This is a genomic window from Pseudomonas congelans, assembly GCF_900103225.1.
Taxonomy (GTDB): domain Bacteria; phylum Pseudomonadota; class Gammaproteobacteria; order Pseudomonadales; family Pseudomonadaceae; genus Aquipseudomonas; species Aquipseudomonas congelans.
In genome coordinates this window covers 270,869-296,078 of record NZ_FNJH01000001.1, presented here as the reverse complement: position 1 = coordinate 296,078, position 25,210 = coordinate 270,869, and the positions used below count along the sequence as shown (strand labels likewise).

General features: G+C 57.1%; 8 protein-coding genes and 1 pseudogene. 2 read left to right on the top strand and 7 right to left on the bottom strand.

What is annotated here, in order from left to right; translation table 11 throughout:
• Window positions 1–11: 11 nt before the first annotated feature.
• Window positions 12–1,706, bottom strand: a complete 1,695-nt coding sequence (gene kdpA / locus BLR20_RS01175) for a potassium-transporting ATPase subunit KdpA (protein WP_054993938.1) — start codon at window positions 1,704–1,706, stop codon at window positions 12–14.
• A gap of 2 nt (window positions 1,707–1,708) precedes the next feature.
• Window positions 1,709–1,804, bottom strand: coding sequence for a K(+)-transporting ATPase subunit F (gene kdpF, locus BLR20_RS01170; RefSeq protein WP_003406089.1), 96 nt, complete (start codon window positions 1,802–1,804; stop codon window positions 1,709–1,711).
• A 243-nt stretch (window positions 1,805–2,047) separates the two neighbouring features.
• Between kdpF and BLR20_RS01165 the strand changes: the two genes are divergently transcribed.
• Complete coding sequence (locus BLR20_RS01165) at window positions 2,048–2,311, top strand: helix-turn-helix domain-containing protein (protein ID WP_010432849.1); 264 nt, start codon at window positions 2,048–2,050, stop codon at window positions 2,309–2,311.
• Window positions 2,312–2,394: 83 nt separating this feature from the next.
• Here the strand turns inward: BLR20_RS01165 and BLR20_RS01160 are convergent, their stop codons facing one another.
• The 5 genes and pseudogenes from BLR20_RS01160 to BLR20_RS01135 all read right to left on the bottom strand — a co-directional run bounded on the left by BLR20_RS01160 (window position 2,395) and on the right by BLR20_RS01135 (window position 19,552).
• Window positions 2,395–7,098 (bottom strand): RHS repeat domain-containing protein, encoded by a 4,704-nt coding sequence (locus BLR20_RS01160; protein ID WP_054993939.1) that lies wholly within the window; start codon window positions 7,096–7,098, stop codon window positions 2,395–2,397.
• Between the two features lie 97 nt (window positions 7,099–7,195).
• Window positions 7,196–7,690 (bottom strand): hypothetical protein, encoded by a 495-nt coding sequence (locus BLR20_RS01155; RefSeq protein ID WP_054993940.1) that lies wholly within the window; start codon window positions 7,688–7,690, stop codon window positions 7,196–7,198.
• Window positions 7,691–7,730: 40 nt separating this feature from the next.
• Window positions 7,731–12,880 (bottom strand): annotated as a pseudogene (locus tag BLR20_RS26350) (hypothetical protein).
• Between the two features lie 54 nt (window positions 12,881–12,934).
• Window positions 12,935–17,563: a hypothetical protein gene (locus tag BLR20_RS28015; RefSeq protein WP_235810011.1), complete on the bottom strand. Its 4,629-nt coding sequence runs from the start codon at window positions 17,561–17,563 to the stop codon at window positions 12,935–12,937.
• 183 nt (window positions 17,564–17,746) lie between these two features.
• Window positions 17,747–19,552 carry a hypothetical protein gene (locus BLR20_RS01135; protein ID WP_054993942.1) on the bottom strand — a complete coding sequence of 602 codons (1,806 nt, stop codon included), beginning with the start codon at window positions 19,550–19,552 and terminating at the stop codon, window positions 17,747–17,749.
• Between the two features lie 272 nt (window positions 19,553–19,824).
• Here BLR20_RS01135 and BLR20_RS01130 point away from each other — a divergent pair, with 272 nt between their 5' ends.
• Complete coding sequence (locus BLR20_RS01130) at window positions 19,825–24,939, top strand: RHS repeat-associated core domain-containing protein (protein WP_054993943.1); 5,115 nt, start codon at window positions 19,825–19,827, stop codon at window positions 24,937–24,939.
• The last annotated feature ends 271 nt before the right edge of the window (window positions 24,940–25,210 follow it).

Sequence of the window (25,210 nt, the reverse complement as noted above, 5' to 3'; positions counted from 1 at the left end):
TGATCGGTTCCTCAGAAACCCAGGCTCAGGTGTTCGGCAATCGGCCCCAGTGCCAGGGTCGGCAGGAAGGTCAAGCCACCCACCAGCAGAATCGTGACGGTCAGCAGGGTGACGAACAGCAGGCCGTGGGTCGGGAAGCTGTTCTGGCCCTGCGGCGCAGCCTTCTTCACGGCCAGGCTACCGGCCAGGGCCAGCACCGGCAGGATGTAGCCGAAGCGGCCGATGAAAATCGCCAGGCTGAGCATCAGGTTGTGGAACACGGTGTTGGCACTGAAACCGCCGAACGCCGAGCCGTTGTTGGCCGTCGCCGAGGTATAGGCGTACAGCAACTGACTGAAGCCGTGCGGGCCGGGGTTGCTGACGGCACCGGCCGGGCCGGGCAGGCTCGCGGCAATCGCGCCCAGCACCAGTACGCCGACCGGCATCACCAGCAGGGTCGCAACCAGCAGCCGGACTTCCTGCGCCTGCAGCTTCTTGCCCAGGTATTCCGGCGTGCGGCCAATCATCAGACCCGCAAGGAACACGGCGATCAGCACGTTGAGCAGCATGCCGTTGAGGCCGACACCGACGCCGCCGAAGATCACTTCGCCGACCATCATGTTGACCAGCGCGACCATGCCGGTCAGCGGGTTGAGGCTGTCGTGCATGCCGTTGACCGAGCCATTGGACGCGGCTGTGGTGGCGACCGACCACAGCACCGTGCCGGTGGTGCCGAAGCGCGTTTCCTTGCCTTCCAGCGGTGCGGTCTGCTCGACACCGGGGATGTTCAGCGCCGGGTTGGGCTGGTACTCGGCCCACAGCGAGACCGCGCCGCCGATCAACAGCAGCGCCAGCATGCAGCCGAGGATGGCGCGGCTCTGGCGCATGTCCTTGACGTAATGGCCAAAGGTGAACACCAGCGCGGCCGGGATCAGCAGGATCGATACCAGCTCGAACAGGTTGCTCCAGGCAGTGGGGTTCTCGAACGGATGCGCCGAGTTGACGCCGAAGAATCCACCGCCGTTGGTACCCAGTTGCTTGATGGCGATCTGACTGGCCGCAGGGCCCATTGGCAGGCTCTGGTCAGCGCCTTGCAGGGTCAGTGCATCGATGTAATGGGCGAAGTTCTGCGGTACGCCCTGCCAGACCAGAAACACCGCCAGCACGATACTGATCGGCAACAGGCCGTAGAGCGTGGCACGGGTCATGTCGGCCCAGAAGTTACCCAGGCTGTGCGAAGAACGACGACTGATACCGCGACACAGCGCAACCAGCACAGCGAGACCGGTGGCGGCGCTGACAAAGTTCTGGACGGTCAGGCCGACCATCTGGCTCAAGTAGCTGAGCGAGGCTTCGCCACTGTAGGCCTGCCAGTTGGTGTTGGTGACAAAGCTCATCGCGGTGTTGAAGGCCAGCGACCACTCCATGCCCGGCAATTGCTGCGGGTTGAGCGGCAGCATGCCTTGCAGCATGAGGATCGCGAACAGTACGACGAAGCCCGCCAGGTTGAATGCCAGCAAGGCCCAGGCGTATTGCTTCCAGGACTGCTCGGTTTTCGGGTCGACGCCGGAGATTCGGTAGCAGGCCCGCTCGACCGGCCCCAGTACCGGGGTCAGCCAGGTGCGCTCGCCTTCCATGACCCGATAATAGAAACGTCCCAGCCATGGCGCGGGCGCCAGCAGCAGGACCAGAAAGGCCAGGATCAACAGATAATCGTAACTGTGCATGATCACTCCTGGCTCTGGTCGGCGCGCAACAGCGCCACCAGCAGATAGATGAACAGCCCGACTCCCATCAGCAGAGAGATACCATCCATAACGCTCATTGAAAATTCCCCCATCAGGCAAACACCGATATGGCGCAGGCCGCATGGGGAGCATTGTCGAGAGCCTGGGTGTAAAGGCGCGAGATCGAGAGTCGTGGCGCGCCGTAAAGAAATTGTAAAAAAGCTGTACAGGCCAGATGGTGCAGCGCTTGCATAGCTGCCAGCGCTGTCATTTCTGTCAGGTTCGCGGACCGGCGCTCAGGGGTATCGTGGTGCGGCGATCTTCAGGGAAAGGACTTGACCATGCATCGCGACAAGGAAGAACCGTCCGGCGCCATGCCGCCCGGCCCGACCGCTCAGACGCTTGTCCAGTTGACTGTCAAGGAACGACAGATTCTGGAGTGGGCGGCGATCGGCAAAACCGCGTGGGAAATAGCACGCATACAGAAGTGTTCGGAAGCGACCGTGCACTTTCACACCAGTAATATCCGCCGCAAGTTCGACGTGCATTCGTTAAGTGCGGCGCTGGTCATAGCGATCAGGCAGGGCGTTATTTCGGTGGAGTGATATAAAAATACACTTCAAGCCTCTGAGTTAAACCGGGCAACGGTAAAGCCATTGTTGCCCGGTTATCTCGAAACTACGTGTTATCAAGAAAAGCCATCACCCAGGTAGCTACCCAGGTCACCAGGTTGTCTTGTTTTACTGGGCTGCCCCAGCCTAATACGTCGCGTTATATCTTCGTTTTTAGCGATAATAGCCGCATCAATATCAAACTCTTTCGCCGACTTCTTGAACACAGCTCTTGCATACGGCGTGATCGCTCGTTGCCCGATATAATTTTGGACAACTGCGGCAGCGTTTTTAGTATCCTCAAAAAAATCGTAGCTTCTTTTTGCTGCGTTGTATTCATCGAAAATCTCTGAAGGCATATTTTTTTGGCCAAGTGCTCTTTCGTACTTCGCCTCGGCAGCTTGAAACCGTCTGGATGCGGCCTTCGATTTTCCCGCATTTCTCGCCACATACTTTTCGAGATTTGCGGCATCCTTGGACGTAAATGTCCTCAAACGGGCTCCCTCGTCAAACTCGGTCATGAGGAAGCTTTTGGGGAGATGCTTGACCTTCGAGCTGAGACTGGAAGGTGCCTTTGTAAAAAATCTGATGAACGTACCGAAAAGGCTATGCCCCGTCGGATCGGCTCCATTCACCGGATCCCCCTCGACATACGCATACGCGTTCAGCCCACCCTCGCCGAACGGGCTCAAACTGTCCGGGCTGTGAAAGCGCATCAACACCGGGTTGTAAGCCCGATAGCCGTTGCCCAGCATTTGCCAGCCGGTATCGCGCTCGGCAAGTTCGCCGTTATAGCCCAGCCTGCCGACCGCTGCACCCTCACTGTCCGCCTGGCCGTACGCCGTATAACTTCTCCGGTCGACCTCATTAGCGTGGACTTCACTCAGCACGCTGTCGCTACCGTCGGTGGCCAGCAGCAGCGCCTTATCACTTTGCTGTTCAGCCAGCAGGTAGCCATCGCCGCGCATGAAGGTACTGCTCTGACTGCCACCGAGCTGATTGGCCAATGCTCCGTCGCGATAAAAACGCTGATCCTGGTCGCCGTCTCGGGTCTCGCCAGCCAATTGGTCCTGCGGGTCATAGCGGTAATGAATGCCTGCACCCGGCGTGCTCACTTCGATCAGGCGGCCTAACGGATCGTACGTAAGCGTACGCCCCGCCTCATCGAGGATCAGGTTGCCGTCCAGGTCATAGACCAGTCGGAGCTCTTCCGGCGTATAGACGGTATTCGTGACCCGGGTCAGTTGTGCAGGGTCAGCGCCTTCGTAAAAATATCGGGCGCGGTTGCTTTCACCCTCGAACATGGTCATGACCAGCGTCAGGTTGTTAATGCCATCGAAACTGAAAATCTGCCCTGTGATGTGATTGCCGTAAGCGTCGACGGGCTGCTGTGGTCCTGCGCAATCATAGCCAACCAGCCGCCCGCGTTTGTCGTAGCGATAATCCTCGTCGCGCAGGGTACCGGCCCCATCGCTGAGCGTGCGTTTGATCATGTCATCGACATCATTGTAGGCCTGAACCATGCATTGCTCGGTGCCATTGAGGTCAAAGGTGCGCAGTACTTCCCTGCCCAGTTCGTCGTACTCAAGGTTGATGGCGACGTGTTGCCCGCCAGCGCTGTCATGAGTGGTGATACTGGCCGTACGGCCCAGAGCGTCGTAGGTGAAATCCGAACAGAGCGTGCCCAGCGAGGTTTGCGTCAACCGCCCCTTGTCGTCGTACTGGTTAGTCTGCTCCTGTCCCAGCACATCGGTGTAGGACAGCAATCGGCCCAGACGACTGTACTGGTAGTGCATGGTGTACTCGCTGCCCTCGGAGATACGCTTCTCGCTTTTCAACAGTCCGGTGCTGTAGTAATCACGGTCCAGCTGTTCGCCCTGCTCATCGGAATGCAACAGGCGCGCATTGTGCTGGTCGTACTTGTAATTGGCGGTCGCGCCGAAGATCTTCCTTTGCAGAGGTTCGCTGCCCAATTGTGGCTGGTAGTCATAGTCAATGCCCTGTCCGCTTGGCGTTGTCACCTTCTTGGGCTGTGGCTGACCAGGGTCAAAGACAAATGTGCGCTCGCGCCCGCCGGTAATGGTTTTGACCATGCGGTCCAGACCGTCATAGACCTGTTCACCCAATACCGAAAGCTTGCCATTGTGCTTGACGCTGACGCTGACAGGCAGATCTTCGCTGCTGTGAGCGGCGAACGTATGGCTTACGATTGAATCGTCCGGCAGGGTGGTTTCAATCACCCGGTCAAACGCGTCATAAACGTATAGTGTCGAGCGCTCAAGATCGGGATGGCCCACGATTTCTTCAACACTGCGGCCCAGTCCGTCATAGTGGTAACGGCTCAGGCTGAGCGGCTCACCTTCAAGGTCCAGACCCAGACGTACGCTGCGGACCGGTTTATCAAACAGATTCAGCCAGGTTTCGCTGACGCCGGTCTTGATGACGGGCTCGCCCGTGCTTTCGGTCCAACTGCGTTGAATCGGGCCTTGAGACTCAAGCGTGCCGACAGGGTCGGTTTCCTCGACAGTCTTCACGCCATCGGGACCGGTAACGCAACGTTGCTCACCCCAATCGTCGTACTCCAGCACATTGGCGAGCGCCAGTGACTGCTCTCCTGTCCAGTCGTATTCGGTTTCGCTAACCAGATGCCCCCATGCGTCATACACGGCGGCATATGTCTGGCGTGCAACGCCAGCGCCTGCAACATAGACAGGGCTGTCGACATCGTCTCGTTCTTCGTAAATCACTCGCTGCAAACCGTCGAAGCGGCTGCAGGTCTGCACGCCCTTGACGTCGAACAGGTGCTGCTCGGCAAAGTCGGTCGAGGCGGCGCACAATTGATATTCATAGCGACGGGTGGCTTCATAATCGGTGTCCGGCGCGACCGTCTCGCTCAGCACACGCCGAAGGTTGTCGTAGACGTAACGGATTTCGACATCATTGTCGTCACGGTTCAGCAGCGGTTCGCCGTTGAGCAACGAATGCTCCAGCGTGATGGTTTTTTTCGCGTCGTCAAAACCGGTTACGGTCTGCACCGTACGCAGCACGCTTTCACCAAAGTCAGGGCTCATGAGTGTGCTGTACACATACTTCGTGGCGGTGACCTGTTCGCTCATGGTCAGTTCCTCCAGACTGACACGGCCATGCTGAAACGCATCGTCCGGAGTATTGATGTAGGTGTAGGTGGTCTGTTGCAAAACCTGCTCGCTCTCGGCACTCTCCTGTACCAATCGCCCGGGGCCGGAATCCAGTTGCACGAGGCTCTCGCTCTCCACGGTAATCCAGTCTTCACGTTCACTACCGGTTGTGGCAGCCAGCGAGATATAGCGATAGCGAGTGGTGAGTGTCGCTGCCTGCCCGTAATCGGAAGGTGCTGGCGTGACGGTCTTGCTCTTGATGGTGCGCACGAAACCTTCAGGGTCTGGAGGGCAGCCGTCCTCGCCTGCGGCCGGGTACCAGGTGCTGGTTTCGACCATTCCGTTGGCCTGGGTCCGGACCAGCAGGTTGCCATGGTTGTCATAGGTGCTGGCGACCGATTCAGTGCGTAGCGCCAATGGTTTGTCCAGCGATCGCCAGGTGGTCTTGACCGCCTTCGGCAACTGGCAGTAATTGAGCTGAGCGTAAAAAGGCTCCTCGGGCGACAGATAGTAGGCGGTCTCCACTGTAGAGCACGCATTGTTCTGAGTGGTGGTCTCGCTTGTCAGCAGGTGGAACTGATTGAAAACGCGCCTGATGCTGCGTACGTCCGCGTCTTCAACCCGGAGGGTTTCAGTGGATTCGTATTCATACACGTCTGAGCCCCTGTAGAGATAAAGGTTGTCCAGACCGTTATCCTCCCAGGCGATATCAAGGCCGGCCCCGAGAAAGTTGTGCTCGCGCCCCTGGCTGTCTGCGTAGGTGTAATGCACGTCCACCTCCGCCTGACCACTGCCGGGGGTCGTCAGGTGACGGGAGACACGTGGCAGCGGTTCACGCTTGGCCCTTACAGGAAACGCATGGCCTGCGTCCTGATAAAAAATGGCTTCGTGTCCTCCGACCGGAGTGTCCACTGCCGTCATGCACATATGTTCGCGGACAAGACCGTATTCGAAACGCCAGGAAGCAGCGTTGTCGGTTGGCATCTCCACGCGGGTCACAGTTCGGTCCGACCCGCCCAGCGTCAGCACAAATTCCACGACTGCACCCTGTGCAGCAGAGAGGCGGATATACACCGCGGTCTCCTCGCGGCGGATGTCAAGCAGGACCTGCCCCTCATCATCTTTCACTTCGCTGAGCATCATGTGAGCGCTGTTGAACGGCACATAACTCAGGGTGACGCTGTTCCCCTCGGGCGCAAGAATGCGTGTCGGCATCGCCACCTTGTTCCCCGTGGCACCCAGCGTTTCGAAGACTTCCATCAGGCCGGACTTGTGCATCACCCGGTAATGCGTGTCGTCTTCCCTGTAGAAGTGGAAGCTATCAAGCTTTTTTTCCGACATCGTCAGTTGATCACCCTGCGAGCCGTCCACCTTGAACGTTTCGCCACTGCTCAGCGAGATAATCCCGCTGCCCGGCAGATATTGCGACAGTTGCAAGTTCCAGCCCAGCCCGAAACCGCTGTCCTCGGTATTGAGCGGGTTGTAACTCAATACCAGTGGCACACCGGGCCCACGTAACCCGTTGGTTTTGATATCGGGCAATGTAAGGGACACCGTGTATTGACCCGTCCTGGGATCAACACCGTTCTGTATGAAACTCATGAAGTTGAAGGCGTTGGAGTGCACGGAAGTTGAAATCGTCATGATAAAGACTCCGAGAGTCAAGCAGTAGGTGATGCCTCATAAGCTATAGCAATAGCGCACGCCGCCGGGCGCGCGCACTGCTTACTCAGTTAGCCTATCAGTCGGAAATATTAATCCTGACGCAGGACAACTTCCCGGTGGTGTTTTCATCGTCGTTCCTTTTCTCCTGCATCAACACACCCGGAACAACGATGGCCCCTTCTGACTTATCGTCAAGATCATCGATCGCTATCAGGCCGGTGGTCACAGGATCAACGTAGGTCTTCAGGACAAAGACCCAACCGCCGCTATCGTCACAGTCTTTACTTTCCAGGGTGATGAGGGTAGCCGACCGGACATCATTCAATCTAAAGTAGCGCATCTCATCGTTTTCACAGCTATACTCCTCGTCATTTAAATTAACAGTAATGTCCGAGTTTTCAATCTTGACGGTGCACGTGTTTCCACCCTCTTCGGTCTTCTCCCTGAACTCGATACTGCGGACCACTTCTTCTTTAGGCTTCACCGAAGCCGATTGCCCCGGGCTGTCAAGACTGAAGCCAGTCAGAGCGACAGCCAGCATGCAGACTGTCAACGTGTTTAAAACTTTCATGTTAATGACTCCCTGTCATTTAATGATCCGACGGTAACTATCAGGTAGGTGTATACAACGTGTGAACCAGACGATTCCGCCTGCCAATAGTGCCTTCTGACAGAAAACTGATTCGCCGCCTGTGAATATTGCCCAGCTTATCAAGTAGACTGACCACTAGGGAACGGTACAACTTGTCGCGATCAGGATTGCCAGCGATGACAAACGGTACGCGGTCACTTCTGTGCAAGCTGATGGTAAACTTTCCAGACTCGAACACGCTCATATTGACAGGCAGGTCCAGAGGCTCCGCCTTGACAACGTACTCGACGGCTTCATCAAATTTAATCTTGTCCACATCTTCAGGGACACTCGGGTCATCAAAGATATACCCTGTCCAACTGAAAAACGTTTCAGCTTCCAGTTCGCTTTCCCAGAGAATCATTGAGGCGCTGATATCCGCTCCGCTCGCCGGTAAAAACTTAAACGCTACGAAACTCACAAAGGCTCCAGTTCCCGGGTATCGAACACTCAACTTCCAGTAGTCGGTGGTGCGAAAGTTCATCACGAAGGGGACGTCGGTCGTCCAGTCGTCAGGTGGCATTACCGTTGGATCTCCTCCGCTGCCTTGAGCCCGTGTCACATCGAACTGATAGTTGTTGGTATCGAAAACAGGAATGGGTAGCGGCGATATCAGTACTTTGCTGTTCGCATCTTCCTTCTCTACGGAGGTCCACCAACGGGCTGTATCGTCCTGCTGAAAGGTGGCGTGAAAGGTGCCTACGTAACTGGGCTTCGCCCGGCTGTGCAAATAGAAGTTCTGGATGGACATATTATCGGCCAACAACTCAGCCGCCACGGCACCTGGCAGAGATAGCTCGAAACGGTTCAAGACAGAGGCCAGGCTCCAGGTTTCACTACTGTCCTCAGGAATGCCATCAAGTGGCGGAATGACTGACGGGACGTATGCGCTGGATTCATTATCCACCAGACGCATTGATGCCGTCTCCGTTACACTCAACGAGTGCTCCTCCTCCATAGGCTGCGCCTTGATCTGTATCCTCAGTTGCTGATAGCCGTTAGGGTACAGACTGCCCGACCCTTGACTGTCCGGTCCGCCCGGCACAGTGACCGTGAACAGCGACAGATCCGTCCAGGTCGGCTCATCGACAATTTCGGACACCTCTATCACCGCATAGCCGCTGGCCAGCACCACCTCGTTATTGACAATTTCGCAACTGACAACGCTGCTGCCTATGTAGTCGGCTGGCGGTGTGAACAGCCCTTGAGCGTCAACCTCGCCCTCTCCACCCATCATCTTCCAGCGCCGTTCGAATTCGGGCAGCAGCGCAGTGTCGGCACGCAGCTGTACCGGGACGCCTTTGGGCGCTCTGGGGACGGCAGCAGGTTCGATGCGCAGCGCCTGCTTGCCGTTGGCGATCAATACGGTAGCCAGCCTTTTTTCTTCCCCTTCAACGGATAGCTGCTGGGTGCTCAATGTTCGTTTTCCGGACCTGGCGTCCGGCGTGAACAGCATTCCGCCGTCGACCTCGCTCAACGTCCCTGCTTCTGTTCCCTGCAGCGCCAGGCCGACCTGCGTACCGTCCAGCGCCGTCGCCTTGAGTAACACGGGTTGGAAGAGCGCCCCGCCCGCCACAACCGTCACCCGCGGCGCTATTTCCATGGGCTCGGAGACCACACCAAGCAGCGCCGACGCGGTGCGGGTCTTGCCGCCATCGTCGTAGGTGGCGGTAACCACTACACGCAACGCGTCATGGCCCATCTGCGTCACGCTGGCTGCCGTGTAAACACCACTGGAGGTGATCATGCCGTGTACTACCGGGTTGTGACCCTGCAGGCTGATCACCTGCCAACTGTTCGCGGCGATTGACTGCCCCTGCACGTCGCGTAAGGTAAAACTCTGCGTCTGTCCCGCCATGATGGTCGAAAACAAAGGCGTAATACTGGCCTGGGGTGCTTCAAACGTGCCGAACATCAGCAGATCATCCGCCACGCGGGTAGCCGGCGCAGCGAAAGGTGCTCCAGAACCGAACCGCAGACTGTCCAGCAGGGACGGCCGATCCTGTCCTTCGTTGCATCGCATCTCCCGGGACAGTATCAGCGAAGCACCGTAGGACTGCCCGAGGCGCGCTCTGGGATTGGCAGGAATCGGGTAGGTAAAGTCGCTGTTCAACGGAAACTGTCCATCGCCATGACCTCCACGCATCCGGATGAGCAGGACGAGGGCACCCTCGCCAAAATTTCTCGCTTCGGCATTTCGGGCCCCGGGCGCTGATTGGGTCACTACGCGAAAGCTTGCAGGCGACTGAGCGGTGTAACGATTGAGGTCGACACCCAACAAGACAAACACGGCACGATGCAGGGCGATCTGCTTGAACTCGTTCGCAAAGAACCCGCCCAGCAGTACATTGACGGGCTCGTCGACACCAGACAAATTGCAGGTGAAGTCAGACCCTTCTGTGAGATCCATGGTCACGTTACCCTCGCCGTCCACCTGCAGAGGTACGCTCATCTCTACCCGGAAGCCCATGGCCTCGATGATTTTGAAGCTCCCGGACACGGCTGTTGCTCCGCCTGCGGGCTGATGTGTTCTGGTGTAGCGCCCGGCCGCGAGACTCATCGTCACAGTCACGCTGGAGCTATCAGCTGCCAGCATGGAAATGGACGGTACCCCAAGCTGGACCCCTTGCAGCTTGACGACCTCGACCGCCTGCTCATCCAGCGCGACGGCGCCATTGAACGGAGGCAAAAACGACAGCTGTTGGTGACGCTCGACATATTGTTGTTCGAGCTGCTTGTTGAGTTCGTCACGACTGAAGGCGAGTATGGCATCCCAGCCCTGGGTAAGCGCTTCGGTGTTCGAAAGCTTCAGCAGACGATCCAGGGTGCTGACTTGAGGCAGCAGCAGTTTCTGCACCATTTCAGGAGAACGGTTCAAAGGCAACGGCAGGATCACGTGCCCCTCGTAGACGATGCCCCATTCAGTATCTTCGAACCTTGCGAAGATCACCACGAAAGGATTCAGCGCACTGAGGTCGCTTTTGTAGACATCCCCGTCGAAGCTACCGGGCATGCCATCCGGCTTCCACCACTCCACGTCGTCGCGTAGAGGCATGCCATTGGCCTTGGCCTGCAAGCGTATCTCGCCGTCGGGCAAGGTGCTGTCTTCGACCATCTCGATCGTCAAGATGGGATCGACCTGACGAACCAGCACCCAGGCCGATCGGGTGTGTTGACCGTCGCTGACGGCGATTTCGTCCAGCACGTAGGTTTTGCCTTTTACATTTGGCCCAGCCACATAAATCTGTCCGCCCGCGCCATCCGCATCGGGTTCCAGTTTGCCGCTTTCACCGGTTACAGGGTCAACGATCGACCAGGTCAGCTTGCCATCACCTGGCGTTCCGGCCAGCAGACTGACGCGTTCGCCGTAACTGCAGACCTGAATCAGCGGGTTGATGCTCACGGCATAGGCCTGCACGGTCACCAGCGCCGTGCTGGTTTGCAGGGTTGCAGGGTTGCAGGGTCGCTTGCCGTTACAAGCACATGCTGAACAGCCTGCGTCATCTCTTGCGCGTCAGGTGCCAGGTAAATCCCCTGCCCTTCGAATTTGCCTGGGCTGCCGCTACTGCCAGGCGGGTTCACAGCGCTCCAGACCAGGCCGGCGCGCGCCGGCAGAGTGTTCATCTGCAGTTGCGCACCCGCGACCACCAGGGCTTGCTGCTCGACAATCCTGAACGCCGAGGCAGCGGAGTCGATCCTGCCGAACACGGTAAGGTCATGGGGCATACCTGAGGTAACCCCTTTCAGGACCTGGTCATCGCCCAGATCGAAATGGCTCAGCACGCTCTCGTAGCCTTGGGTCTGGAGCGTACGACTAAGCGACTTCGTCAAACTGTGCTTGACGGTATGTGCCACGAAACCGTTGATCTGCCGTTGCTCCTGATCGGAAAGGCCGTCGAGTCGCCCCTCAACCGCGCTGGCTTCCTGATCGTGGTCATAGGGCACGTAAAAATGACCTTGCATCACTTGATCATCGGACTCGCCAGGGACCAGATGGAACTCGTACTCCAGATCGACGTTGAAGACTTCGCTGCGCGGTTGCCACTCCGTACTGCTTAAAGCTCTGTACTGAAAATCGACGGTGACCGGAAAACTCCAGCTCTGCATTGCCTGGCTGTAATCGAAGTCGATGGTCAGGGATTTCTGTGTGCTGACCGCCGGAATGCTGAGCGCCCTGGACTCGAATTCGAAGTCCGCAGTTTTATAGGTCTCTGAAGCGACCTCCAATGTACCGGCCTTTGCGACCATTCGTCCCAGCGGCTTCTCCGGTGGAAGAGTGAACTCGAATTCCGGACCTTGCATCGCTTGTATCATGGCATGACCCAGCGCAGCCCGGTGCAACGCATGCGAGGAGAACACCGCCGTTGCCGAGTAATCCGCCCCGGTATCATTGGGGATCAGATAGCGGAAGTCGGCAGCGTCGTCAGGGAATCCGCCCGTTGCGCCATGCTCCAGCGTGGTGAACAGCAGCAGTGCGCCCCTGCCGTCACCCCCCTCAGCGTTTTCAAGTTGTGTGCGTGCATCAATCCTGCGTACGTTGAGCAGCGGATTACCCGGGTCGCCAAACACGCCCAGCGTAAACACCCGCTGCCGGTTCTCCGGGTCGAGCAACCACGCTTGCACGAACTTGCCCGCCTCGCGCCGTTCAGCGGGACTGCTGCCGGAAAAATCCAGCTCGACGTTTTCGCTCAGAGTGAGGTCAACCGCCAGCGCCGACTTCAGACTCGTCAACTGCGTATCCAGACGCAGACCTGCATTACCGGAAGGGTCGTAGCTGAACATCTTCAGGATACTGTCACGCCCCTGGTTGTTCTCCACGACAGTATGCATGCCGCTGAGACCAGACATTCGCCATGCCACTGACGCGCTTTCGAGCGAGCTGTTCTCGAAGGACAGCGCAGGCGGGCCAAGCATCAGACCCGAGAAATAGTGCGAAATATTCGTATCGGGAATGGTAATGCTTCCATCAGGGACGGGCTGCGCCAGCCCCTGACCTACTCCGATTTTATACGTCTGTGCAAGCAGGTCATTAACAGCTTTGCCGTCAATCGCTACTATCGCGTCCCAGCCTCTCAACCGGGTTGAACCTTGCATCCATGCCAACAGACTGTCTGCTGAATGACCGGCCATGAGCCCACCTCCTGTGGTACCAATGAAGTATTGAGTTGTGTGTTTAGTGAATTGTTATTCAGGGTTTGGATCAGTCAGCGGCAAAGGCAGAATGATGTGCCCTTGCAGCGTCCCCAGTTGGGGATGCTCGATGCTGGCGACAATCAAGACGAAATGCTTGTCGGTCTGCTCGGCAGCGATGTACACGCTGCCGTTCATCTCGCCCGGCCCTTCCAGCGGCATCGACCAGAGGGCATCCTTCGCAGTTCCGTTGGCGAATGCCTGTAATCGCACACTCTTGACCTGTGTGCCTTGTTGCTCTTCTACCGTCGCCTGAACAGTCAGAAACGGGGCTTTCAGTTGAACCAGCACCCAGGCAGACGCACTGAAGGGTTGAGTAGAGAGGACTACCTCGTCCAGCACATAGGTCTTGTTGATCTGTTCACCTGCAGGAATGGCGACGTAGGTGTAGTCACCGTCAGGCAATGCGCTGGGTAATAGCTCGCCGCTCTCGCCCTCCACCGGATTTCTGATCGACACGCTCACCTCATCGGTACCCAGTACGCCGGCTGCCAGCTCGACGCTACTACCGGCATCACACACCTGAATCAGCGGATTCAGGCTCACTGAGCTGGCGACGACCGTCACCAGAGCCGAGCTGTGATAGTTAGTGGCTTTATCGGTGGCGGTGATTCTGACCCGGATAAAGGGCTCGTTCATTGCAAGGGCTTCCGGCGCGTAGTATTTGCCGTCGGTAGTGATCCCACCGGCATCCTCCGATGCGCCATGCAGTTTTTCTGCGTTCCAGTCCACCGCCATATTCGCAGGATATGTGACGAATGTGATCGAGCTGTCTACCGCCATCACATGCTCTTGCGGGCTGATGACAAAAGCGGTCGTGGCAGGAGCGACATAGCCGAACGCTGCAATATCCCCAGGCGCACGCAAAATATCGCTCACGATCGCCTGGTTGAAATTGAGTTGAATGCTTTCCTGGATAAATGCGCTGACCGGCAACGGGGTCGGAAGTACTTCTTCAAGCCGTGTCTGAATTTCCCAGGCCGTTTGCGCTCTGTCCTGGCCAATGACATATGCAGCAATAGCGACCAGTCGCATTTGCAGCTCGAAACCTACAGCCGGCTGGCCGTCAACGGCAGCGAACGTCATTTCACCGACAAGGACGTCGGTGTTCAGTGTCGGCTGGAGCACCAGATCGTCGGACAACTCGGAAAATACGTAGTCACACGTCACGTCAAAGCTGACGGAGCTGCCTGCCACATACACTGGATAATCTGAACCCAGGAGCTCCAGCGTGACGCCTCCGGACGCCGCCGATTTCCAGGTCAACAGCGCATTCCGATCACCCTCGAGTGAGATCGTTAAAGGTGACGAACCACCCGTTGCAGAGTATGACGCCCCGTATCTGACAACTCGGGGGGTCACTGTTTTACCCTCAAGCGTTACTGGATTTAAATCCTCGGAGCTAAAAGGGACAGTCAAACTCCCGCTCTTCGCCGTGGCTTTGATCACTCGACCGTTGGCGTCAGTGACGTACTCGAATTTAAGATTTTCAATCACAGCGGAAAGAGCGTCTGCCACGGTCTGGACAATGCTCACGGCCTTGTTTATACGCTCTTTGGCAAAAAGCACTGTGGCGGAATAGCGCTTCGAGTAGTACTCCGGAATCAGGTATCTGTATTCAATCGGTATATCACCGCCTGGCGAACCGTCTTCCATACAGATGAAGGTCAGAATCGCGCCGTCGCCGGCATTCCCTGCCTGTAGCTCCTGTTTAGTCAGCGAACGGGTCTGGGTGCGCAACTTGAATGACTCGGCGCGCATTGATGCATTGGAGCCGGCCTCGATGACGCCCAATGTCCAGATGCGTTTCTCGTCCGGAAGCTGATTGAACAGGTCCTTGAAGAAATCACCACCCAGCTTTCTTTCATAGGCTGACTCGGCGAAGGTGAGAATGAAGTTGTCACTGTGCCGCAAGTCCAGTTTGACCCGGCCATCGTCGTCGACCAGGCCCGCAACCTCGTCCAGACTCAAATCGAGCGTCAGCTTCGGTCCTTGCAGCGGGTCGATTCGGGTCAGCTTTACAAGGCCCCAGGTGTCGACATTCTTTTTCAGGGTCAACTGTGTGCCGCCCAGAATGAAGCAGGTCAGGGTTGCATGAGAATTGCCCAGATCATCGTTCACAAAAGCCAGGCGCGGAGCGTCCAGCAGAAACTCATGAATGGATTCCATCCACTCGTTGACGACTGTCGGTACTTGACCGCTCACCGGAGGCAGGTAGGTGTTGGCCGAAAAGCGATGGATGTATTCCTGCAGCAACAGCGAATTGACCCTGCTGCGATCCATGGCCGCAATGGCGTCCCAGCCCAGCATGACGTTGTTGGCAGGGTTTGCCATCCAGTCGACAAGGCCGTCCAACGTGTTATTGGCAGAAGCCAGCGCGCGCTGCTTGGCGACGGACTTGGGCTTGTCTGCGGACAGTACGCTGACGGCGCTGGCATCATCGCCCATCAAGGTCAGCTCATCCTCGAAATCCAGCAACGGGAGCGGCAGGATGATGTGTCCTTGCACTTCGCCGAACATGTCGTCAGCGTAGGTGGCAAACACCAGCGCAAACCGCTCATGTATGCTGTCAGGTGCCTTGTACTTGCCGTCATCGGTGATCTCGCCGCGACTGCCCGCCGCCAACGTCCACACAGGCTTGATCTCAACGCCGTTCCACTGCGCCTGCAAGCTGACCTCACCGGCCGACACGTCAACGACCAGTGGCTTGACGACCAAAGCAGGTGAGTGCTGCACCACCAGTACCCAGGCCGAGCGAGCCCCTGAGGCGCCGGTGACCCTGACCTCGTCCAGCACATAGGTTTTGTCACTCACTTTAGGGCCGGCCAAATAGGTGTGATCACCGCCGGGCAATATGCTGGGCTTCACCTCACCGCTTTCACCCGGCACCTGATTACCTATCGACCACTGCAACGGCATGCCAGCAAGCCCTTTGGCGGCGAGTTCAACGGTCTCACCGGGACTGCAGATCTGAATCAGCGGACTGATCGTCATCGGGTTGGTCAGCACTGTGACCAGGGCAGCGCTGGAATTGCCTGTAGCCTTGTCTTCAGCGACTACTCGCACACGCAGCAGGCCATTGACCGCGTCGGCTTGCGGCGCCTGGTAAAGCCCGGAGGGCGAAATATCGACCTTTTCGCCCGACCCGCCTTCAAGCGCCTCTGCTGACCAGACCACGCCCGGTATACTCGGTTCAGTGACGAACAGTTGACTGCTGCCAGCAGCCATCAGCGGCTGCAGGGGGCTGACGGTAAACGAAGTCAGCGTCGGGTTGACATGGCCGAAGATCACAACGTCCCTGGGTATGTACAGAACGTCGCTCTGAATCGACTCACCGAAACCCAGAGTGATCTGTTGACTCGTAAACGCTTCGAGTCCTGCACCAGCCCAAAACGTGTCTGCGAATATCGGGTCCACGCGCTCACTGATTATGCGCAGAATCTCATCACGGGCTAGTTGGATCAGCGTCATGATTATCGCGAAGAGGACCACGCCAATCAGCTGACCGATAAGTTCATCCTCCCAGGATCTGCCCGAGGGCATAGTCAAGGTTTTATCGAGTGAGTATGACGCTCTCGTCCATTGCGAACCTGTCCGTTCATAGGTGACATCAAATGACAGGCCGACTTCAAACCTGAAGTCATACGCCTCAGAATCTGTCCTGACTGTTAAACCGACCGGCGATCGGGTTGTCCAGTTCAGCTGGATTTTTCCAGACTCGAAATCCAGCGTGAGCGGTTGATCGACTGTGGCGCTGAAGATCATTTCACCGACGTCGGCATCCGTCCGGTCACCGGTCTCAGGATCAACCTTACTCACCGAGAATGGCTCAAACGCTAACTGCCCTGAAGTCAACGTGGCCTGCGAGAGCGTACCGTCCGCATTTTCAACGTACTCAAAATCACCGCTGCCTAATGCGTCTGCCATCGCATACAGCAAACCCAGGGGTGCTGCATTTGCGCCCATCAGCACACTGGCCGAGTAATCCAGGCCGGTGTCACCGGGAAGAAAGTATGGATAGTTAGCCGGGAGCGTATCGCCTGCCTCCTGACCCACCATACTGATGCACACCAGAAGCGCGCCCTCGCGATCAGTCGCAGCATCCGCGCCCGGTGATGCCTGAGGGTCTGCCTGGGTCTGCAGCCTGAAAGCGTGAGGCTTCATCAGCTCAACGATTTCGTCTCCGGCATCGATACTGCCGAGTTCCCATATCCGCTGCTCGTCGGGCAACTGGCTGATCAGGTTGCTGAAAACAGTACCTATCAGTTCCTGTTCTTCTTCAGTGCCGGCCCCTGTCAGCCTGACATCGTCACTGTGTTTCAAATCGAGAACGATTCGGCCGTCCTCGGAAACAACTCCCTGCGTCTTCATCAGGTCCAGATCCAGCAGTACTCTGGGGCCGAGCAGCGGGTCTATTTCTACAATGCTCTGAGTCTGCCACTGGTTGTCTATCCGGCTCATCCTGAGCCAGGCTCCGGCGTCCACCGAGCAACTCAAGGTGGCATGGTTACTGACCACACCGGCTTTTTCGAACGAAAGCTGTGGCGTACCCAGCTTGAAGCCGTGGATGGCGTCCAGCCGCTTGCCCGGGATCGTGGCGACTACACCACTGACCAGCGGCAACCAGGAGTCGGTGGTGGCTCGTGCTATGAATTGCTGCGCCAACAGTTCATTGACCTTCTTGCGTCCCAGGACGGTAATCGCGCCCCACCCGTGCATGACATTGTTTTCAGGGGCCTGCATCCAGGCCAGCAGACTTTCCAGCGTATTACCATCCATGGCTAATTATCCTTGCTTGGCTATTGATCAACGGGCTCGCATCTGGTTCGTCAGGCTGAAGCTGATGAAAGGGAACGGTACGTACGTTTTGCCCTCGTCAAAGCTGACTTCAATCTTCACGGTAATAGTTTCGGTGTCGCGCTGCAGTCCCTCCAGAAAATCCTTGGGTATGAGTCCAGAGACTTTACCGGCCTGATACTCAGTGACAGTGACAGGCTCGGCAGCGCCTGTCCGCACATCGAAGCTTTGCGGATCGCCATTTGAGGACAATCCAGTAACGATGATGCGTACCCGCTGGCCTGCAACCATATACATCCAGGTGGCAAGACTGAGCCCGGCGCCTTCGGTGGGCACCTCGCCAAGCGAAAGCAAGCCATCATGGGTTGACGGCCGCACGTTCTGAACGACCGGCCAGCCGCCGTCGATACCTTTGACCTCCAGATCGAAAACCTTCGAGGTGCCGGGCGGTTCCAAAGCAGGGGTCACCTGGTAATACACGTCAACACGCTTGCCCATATTGGCGGGCACGGCCGTAGCTGGAATGATAAAAAGCTTTGGATCACCGACCGAAGGTTCAGCGATGAAACTGCCGGTACTGCCGTAACCGTCCCAGTGCATTTGCACGGTATCGTCGGGGCCAATGACAGCGGTTTCTGGAATCCGCACCTCCACCCCGTCAATCAGCGCCTGTGCAAAGACGTGGCCTATGACACCCTCGCTGCCGTTGTCTTCGACAATAGCGTGCTTGATTTCCGGCGGTGGCAGGTCAAGCGGCTGGCGTAGCAGGACGCCGCGAGCGATCGAACTGCCCGCAGTACCCTGCCGTGCGTACTGGTACATGAACTCCACGTTCTTGCCGTTGTTGCTGACCAGCCAGTCCTGGTCCACCTTGAGCTCAAGCACTTGACTGTCGAGCGTCGATACATCAGTGCGCAGGGTTTTCACCAACTGGCTATCACTGCTGACGTAGATCACAACCTCATCGTTGACTTGCATGCCTGTGTACGGCTCGATCTTCAGGGTTATGCCGTCGGGATAGGATTGCGGATCCAGCGAGCCGCCGCTGAAGTCCTTGATCTCGAGCCTGGGCAAAAACACGATATCCGGGGCCACGATATCCAGGGTTTGAACAGGGCCCTGCGTGCTGAACGTGGTGCCTGCGTAGTCGATCTTCTGGCTCATGAGGGCGTAACCATCCTCGATTACTAACAGGTCGTTTGCAGGAATTTTCCAGGTCAGAGGCTGACCTGCCTCACCAGCGGTCACGCTATGAGTCCTGACCAAAGGATCCCAAGGATCGCTGACACCAAAGTACAGATCCAGCGTGAGCGTCACCTCGTCGCCCGCGCGCATGGCCTTGTACGGCGGCGTCACGAACGTGACTTCACCCGAGCGGAGCAGCTGCGGATCCAGCTTGAGGTCATGGGATTGTTTACATTGCGGTACAGCCAGTGGCGTGGCGCTGATCAAGGGGCGCCCTACATTGAAGAAGAGCCGCTTCGACTCGATTAGCGTGTCCAGGGTATTGCTGTCAGGCACGAAATACGAATAAAAAACCCACCCCTGATCAAGCCTCTTGAGTTTCTGATTGTCGATCATTACCGGCATGCCATCGGCCTCAAGACCGACGACTTCGATCAAGTCATCAAATATATCCACGACCTCACCTTTCGCACCGCAACCACGCCAATTGATGTAGAAAAAGCTTCCATTGACGATGCCTGGATAGTTGACGTAGGTCAGCAAATCCAGGCTCCCCAGTTGCTCGAGATCTATGTAGTTCCCGGGCTGTTGCAGTCCAGGGACTCCGGGTGCCGGATACTCAACAGCCATGAGTGCGCTCCTTTCACGCGAGTACGTGAAGTGATGAAATTTTTTTCAGCCGTGTGGCCGCGCCGAATGGAGTCTTTGTAAGCCCGGGCGAATCGTCTGACTACTCGTACAATTGCTAGGTTACTGACTCACGGAGGAACGAGTAGGGTTGAGCGAGGCTTTCAGTGTCTCCGGCAGCCAGGAACACTGAATTCCTCCTATGACTCAGGCGCATGGATTGCACGCAGTCAACCGGTGCGCTCGTGTCGTTTTCAACCCACGAGGTATGCTCCATGACTGTTTCTACTTCCGTGCACTCCAATGCGCTCAATTTTATGAGTTGCCTGAAAAGCGGCGTTGATCCGCGCACAGGGCTTTATAACGTCTCTATCAATCTACCCGAGCTGCAGGGCAATGATCTGCTCGGCCCCGGAATCACACCCGCGCTCTCCTATAGCCCGCTCAATACGCAGGACAGCGGCTATGGTCTGGGCTGGGGCCTGCAGCTGTCGCACTACAATCCCGGCACTAATATTCTGTCGCTGAGCACTGGCGAAACGTTCTGCATAGATGGAAGCGCAGGCAGCAAAGGTAGCGAACGGACCACCCGTGTCGGGCGGCTGACGATGTCGGAACAAAAACTCGACACCTTTCATTTCTACAAGCTGGATGAAAACCGCTTTCGAGTAGTGCACAAGTCCGGCCTGACAGAAATCCTTGAAGTGCACCGCAGTGGTGACAAGCGCATGGCCTGGCCTGTTCGGATCATCGCGCCGTCAGGTCATAGCCTCCGACTCGAACACAAGCCGTTCAACAGCACTCAATTCATGCTGGAATCGATCAAGGACGATCAGGGCCAGCCCCTGCTGAATATCACCCGCAGCAGTACCAGCGTCGAGATCACGTTGTACCCGGAAGCCGCAACAGAGGATGGACAACTGGCACGTTTCGTCATGTCCCTGACGGGCACTGACAAGCGTGTTTCCCGGATCACGCTGCCCACGGAAAACGCGGCCTCGTGGCGGTTCGAATACGGTTTCGAGAACGACAGCCAGCTGTGCATCAAGCGCGTAGAAACACCGACGGGAAGCCAGGAAGACGTTTATTACCAGGATGCCGGTCATGAGTTTCCTGCCAGTGCCAAACGCCCGGCACTGCCAAGGGTAACCCGGCATATCGTCGATCCCGGGTTTGCCCAGCCAAAGGTCGATGTCCGCTATACCTATAAAGACAGTCAACAGCGCTCGCGTAATTTTCTGGGCGCAGGTCTGAGTATTTACTGGGAAGACAACGGTCTGGACAACCTCTACAAATATGTGAACCCCTATGATTATGTCTGCACCGAAAGCCTGTGGGTCGATGACAAATCGGTGCGCAGTATCGAGCGTACGTTCAACCGGTTTCATTTACAGACACTAGAGGTCACTACCCAGAACGAACACCGCCAGACCGTCGAGACGCTCTACTTTATCGAAGAAGGCGTACCGTTCGAAAGGCAACTCAGCTACTGCCAGTTGCCCAAGGAAATCAACACAAGCTGGACGGTATTGAGTGAGCCTGGACGCGTACGCAACGAGAAGCAAAGCAACACCTATGACAGCGCTGGAAATCTGCTTGAGCACACCCGCGCCGACGGTATCGTTGAAACCAGCACCTGGTACCCGGCAGAAGGCGTCGAGGGCGATTGCCCTGCCGACCCGGAAGGATTTGTCAGCCGTTTGCGCACCAGAACCACTACTCCCACCCCCGCCCAGTCAGACGAGATCGACGCACCCATCCTGTCAACCCACTATCGCTACGCTGAATTTCCCGCGCTGACCGATAGCGAGATGCCGACCGGGATCATCCCTGAAACCGAAACGTTGGTGCAAATCGATACCGAGGGTGCGGGTAACGATGTGGAGCTGCGGCACACCCGCCTGACGCATTTCAACCGGCCTGATGAGCCGTTTCTGCATGGCCGTGTCGAGCGTCAGAGCCTGCGCCTGAACGGTCAGTCGACTCACATCGACTATGCGTACAGCAACCTGGACAGCCCGCAACTGGAAGTACCGGTGCAACAGATCACTCAAACGCTGAGCACTGACTTCGACAGCGTGACCAGCGTTACGGTCCGTCAGCTTTCGCCCCTGACCGGGCAAGAGCTGCTCACCCAGGCCGAAGGCGTGGAAACACGCTATGCATACGATGCGCTCAACCGGATGACCCGGGAAGTGGTCGCTTCAGGTCAGGAATTCGAGGCCAGCCGCGAATATCAATATGTCCTCTGCGCCACTTCAGGAGAACAGGCAGAACAGGTGACCATCAATGCCCGTAAGGTCATGACTCGCTCCCGGATGGACGGGCTGGGCCGAGTTATCTACGAAGAACAGGATCACATCGACGCCGACGATCTGATCGCCGTGCTTCAGATCTACGCCGCTCAATACAGCACTTGGAATAACGTGGAACAGGAAACCACCTACGACTACCTGGGTCATGAACCGTTGATACTCAACCGTCGCTTCACCTATGACGACTGGAATCAACAATGTGTGGTAACCGGAGACGACGGCGTACAAAACCATCAACATTTCAACCCCATCGGCAGTGACGACTACGCCGGGCCAATCCAGCGCAGCTGGTTACAATGTGGCAGCGACACCCCGAAAATCAGCAACTGCAGCGAAACCTGGCTGAACCTGTTCGGCAAACCGCAACAGATCAGCAGCCTGGACGGCAGTGAAAAGATCACGGGCACGCAGTCATTCAAGTACGACGGGCTGGGTCGCTGCACGTGTCAGACTGACGAAGCCGGCTACAGCACGCAGTTCAGCTACGACGCCTGGTCGCGCATGATTACCACCACCCTGCCAGACGAGAGCGTGATCAATCGCAGTTACGCCACGCACAGCAGCGACGAGTTGGCGACGACGCTTGAGGTGGTTCACAGCGACGGTACGACCAGAACATTGGCAGGCAAACAGAACTTCGACGGTTTGCAGCGACTCACCAGCAGCACCGTCGGTCCGCGCGTGGAAAATTACGCGTATGAAGGTGACCGAAAACAGGTCAAGACCCGCACGACCGCCAAGGGAGAAGCGATCAACTTTACGTATAACCTGGCACTCACTGATCAGGCGCTTACCAGCATCGCGCCGGACGAAAACGCCGAATACGATTACGACGCCACGAGCGCACGCTTGATCCGCGCTCATAATGATCAAGGCACACGCACTTACGATTACGACGTGCTCAACCGTCTGCAAGTCGAAAGCTGGATCGACAACCAGGGAACACCCTGGAAAACCAGCTATCAGACCTCCCTGCAAAAACGTCCGCTCAAGCGCACAGAACTTGAAGAAGGTGCCAGCACCGGGCTCGATACGCTTTACCACTACGATGCTTTCGGCAGGCTCGACTGTATCGAACAAGGGACGCTGAAGGCTTCGATCACGTACGACGATTTTAGCCGGCCCGGCTCCGTTGTCACTCACGACCTGACCGCAGGGACGGCGCTTGCGACCCGCTTCGAATACGATCATCAGGGACGGGAAACGCTCAGGGCTCAGGCACTGAATCAACAGCCCGAGCGAATTCTTGAACAGGTCTGGCAAGCCGATGGTTTGCTGGCAAGCCGGCATTTGCAACAGGGTAGTGAAAGCCTGCTTCTGGAGAACTTTACCTATGATGCTCGCGGCCGCCTGACCTTGCACGAATGTTCAGGCAGTACGCTGCCCAGAGAAACCTGGCATCCCGTCGATACAGAGCCGCGGGGGATTATTCGCCAGCTGTTCACCTTCGATTCGCTGGACAACATCACTCTGGCCACGACCACGTTTGCCGACGATACGATTGAGCGGGCGTTTTTCACCTATGCCGTGCAGGACCCTTGTCAGTTGTCGGGCGTTACCTACCGCCCGTCCAGGGTCAGAAAAGATCTGATCACGCCGATGCTGGATCCGACATTCCGCTATGACGAAAATGGCAATCAGCTTAACGACGAGCAAGGACATACCTTGAGCTACGACAGCCAGAGCCGCCTGCTGGGTGTGCTGGACACTGCAGGCAGGTCGCTCAGCGAATACCGTTACGACAGCCATGACCACCTGGTGACGTCGCGACATGGCAGTGACAGCGAAACCCTGCGTTTTTATCAGGACCAGCAACTCAGCAGCAGCGTGCAGGAAGACCGGCGCACGCACTACTTGTATCTGGGCGAGCAATCCCTGGGGCAGCAATGCGAAAACCAAGAGGACGAAACCCTGCTGCTGCTCACCGATCCGAACAACAGCGTGCTGGGCGAATGTCAGCAAGACACCCTCAGAACAGCCGTTTACAGTGCCTATGGCAATCGTCACAGCGATGAACCGCTGCTCACCACGCTGGGCTTTAACGGTGAAGTACGCGATGCCTCCAGCGGTTGGTATCTGCTGGGCAGAGGCTATCGGGCCTATAACCCTGTCCTTATGCGCTTTCACAGCCCCGACTCCCTGAGCCCTTTCGCAGCGGGTGGCGTCAATCCCTACACCTATTGCCTGGGTAACCCTATCGCCCTGCGCGACCCCACTGGCCACGATGCCAGCGTTCAAAGCGGTCGCTTGCGGCGGCCGGATGAAGGCGAGTTGTATCCAGGGTCGGCGGGTGGCGGTGGCGTCATGGGTTGGGTAGGCGTGGCAGTCGGTGCGTTCTTTACGGTAGTGGGTGTTGCATCGCTGGCGATGACAGCGGGTCTGGCGGCACCTGTTTCAATACCACTCATCGGCCTGGGAGTGGCCGAAACGACATCAGCGACCGTCGCCCTGGTTGCAACGACAGCGCTCACGGCAGCTTCCACTGCAGCAGGTGCGGTCAACGCGACCAATGGTGATCAGACAGCCGGAAGCATTGCCTTGTGGACAGGCGTGGCTGCTTTTGGAGTGGGCTTGGGCACAGGCGCTGCAAGTTCAGCGATGCGCGCGTTGAGCAAGCCTGTAAACGACAAGGGGGTAAAAAACCTGATTCTTGCGGAAATGTTGCACGCGCCTAGCGCGCCCAGACCGCCCAGCCCGCCAGGATCACCAGGCTTAGCGGCGGACGCATCTGGCCTAATCCCCCGAGCACGTTATTCTCCAAGGTCTCCAGCAGCTTCTCTCTCAGGCGCCCCGGTAGCGGTCGCAGGACCGAGCGTACCAAGTACCAGTGCCATTGCGAGTCAAGCTATTGACCCCGCCATGCTGGCGGGTGCCAAAGCAAATCTGCGCCCCACCGCGCCGGCACAGGCAGCGAACGCGGGGGGGCTGGATGAATTAAAACTGGCCACTCGAGCGCGCCTGGAGGGCCAACCTGTCAGTCAGGCAATAAAGGCGGCAGCCGCTGCTGAAGGGCCATCGGCAATCATGCTAAATGCTATCGCCAAGCATCGTGTGACCAGGGTAATAAGAAGCTGAGCACACTCATCAGTCAGGTGAGGATGATGACGCATCCTCGCCTGACTGCTATTCCGGCCTGCTCCGCATTTGGGCGGCCCGCAATGAAATGCAGGCACTGGCACCTGAAAACGTATCACGTTAAAAGCATGGCATATGAATTTACGCCAAAACATATAAGACATTTCCTACAACATCAGTCATAAAACCAGCTCATAAGACACCTGTATTTGTAGGTAACTTCACACTAAACTCCCGCCCCGTCATGACAGCTAACACAAACAAAGCAATT

Coding starts and splice junctions, on each gene's coding strand:
- BLR20_RS01130 (WP_054993943.1), top strand. CDS start 19,825: ATGACTGTTTCTACTTCCGTGCACTCCAATGCGCTCAATTTTATGAGT.
- BLR20_RS01135 (WP_054993942.1), bottom strand. CDS start 19,552: ATGGCTGTTGAGTATCCGGCACCCGGAGTCCCTGGACTGCAACAGCCC.
- BLR20_RS01155 (WP_054993940.1), bottom strand. CDS start 7,690: ATGAAAGTTTTAAACACGTTGACAGTCTGCATGCTGGCTGTCGCTCTG.
- kdpF (WP_003406089.1), bottom strand. CDS start 1,804: ATGAGCGTTATGGATGGTATCTCTCTGCTGATGGGAGTCGGGCTGTTC.
- BLR20_RS01160 (WP_054993939.1), bottom strand. CDS start 7,098: ATGACGATTTCAACTTCCGTGCACTCCAACGCCTTCAACTTCATGAGT.
- kdpA (WP_054993938.1), bottom strand. CDS start 1,706: ATGCACAGTTACGATTATCTGTTGATCCTGGCCTTTCTGGTCCTGCTG.
- BLR20_RS01165 (WP_010432849.1), top strand. CDS start 2,048: ATGCATCGCGACAAGGAAGAACCGTCCGGCGCCATGCCGCCCGGCCCG.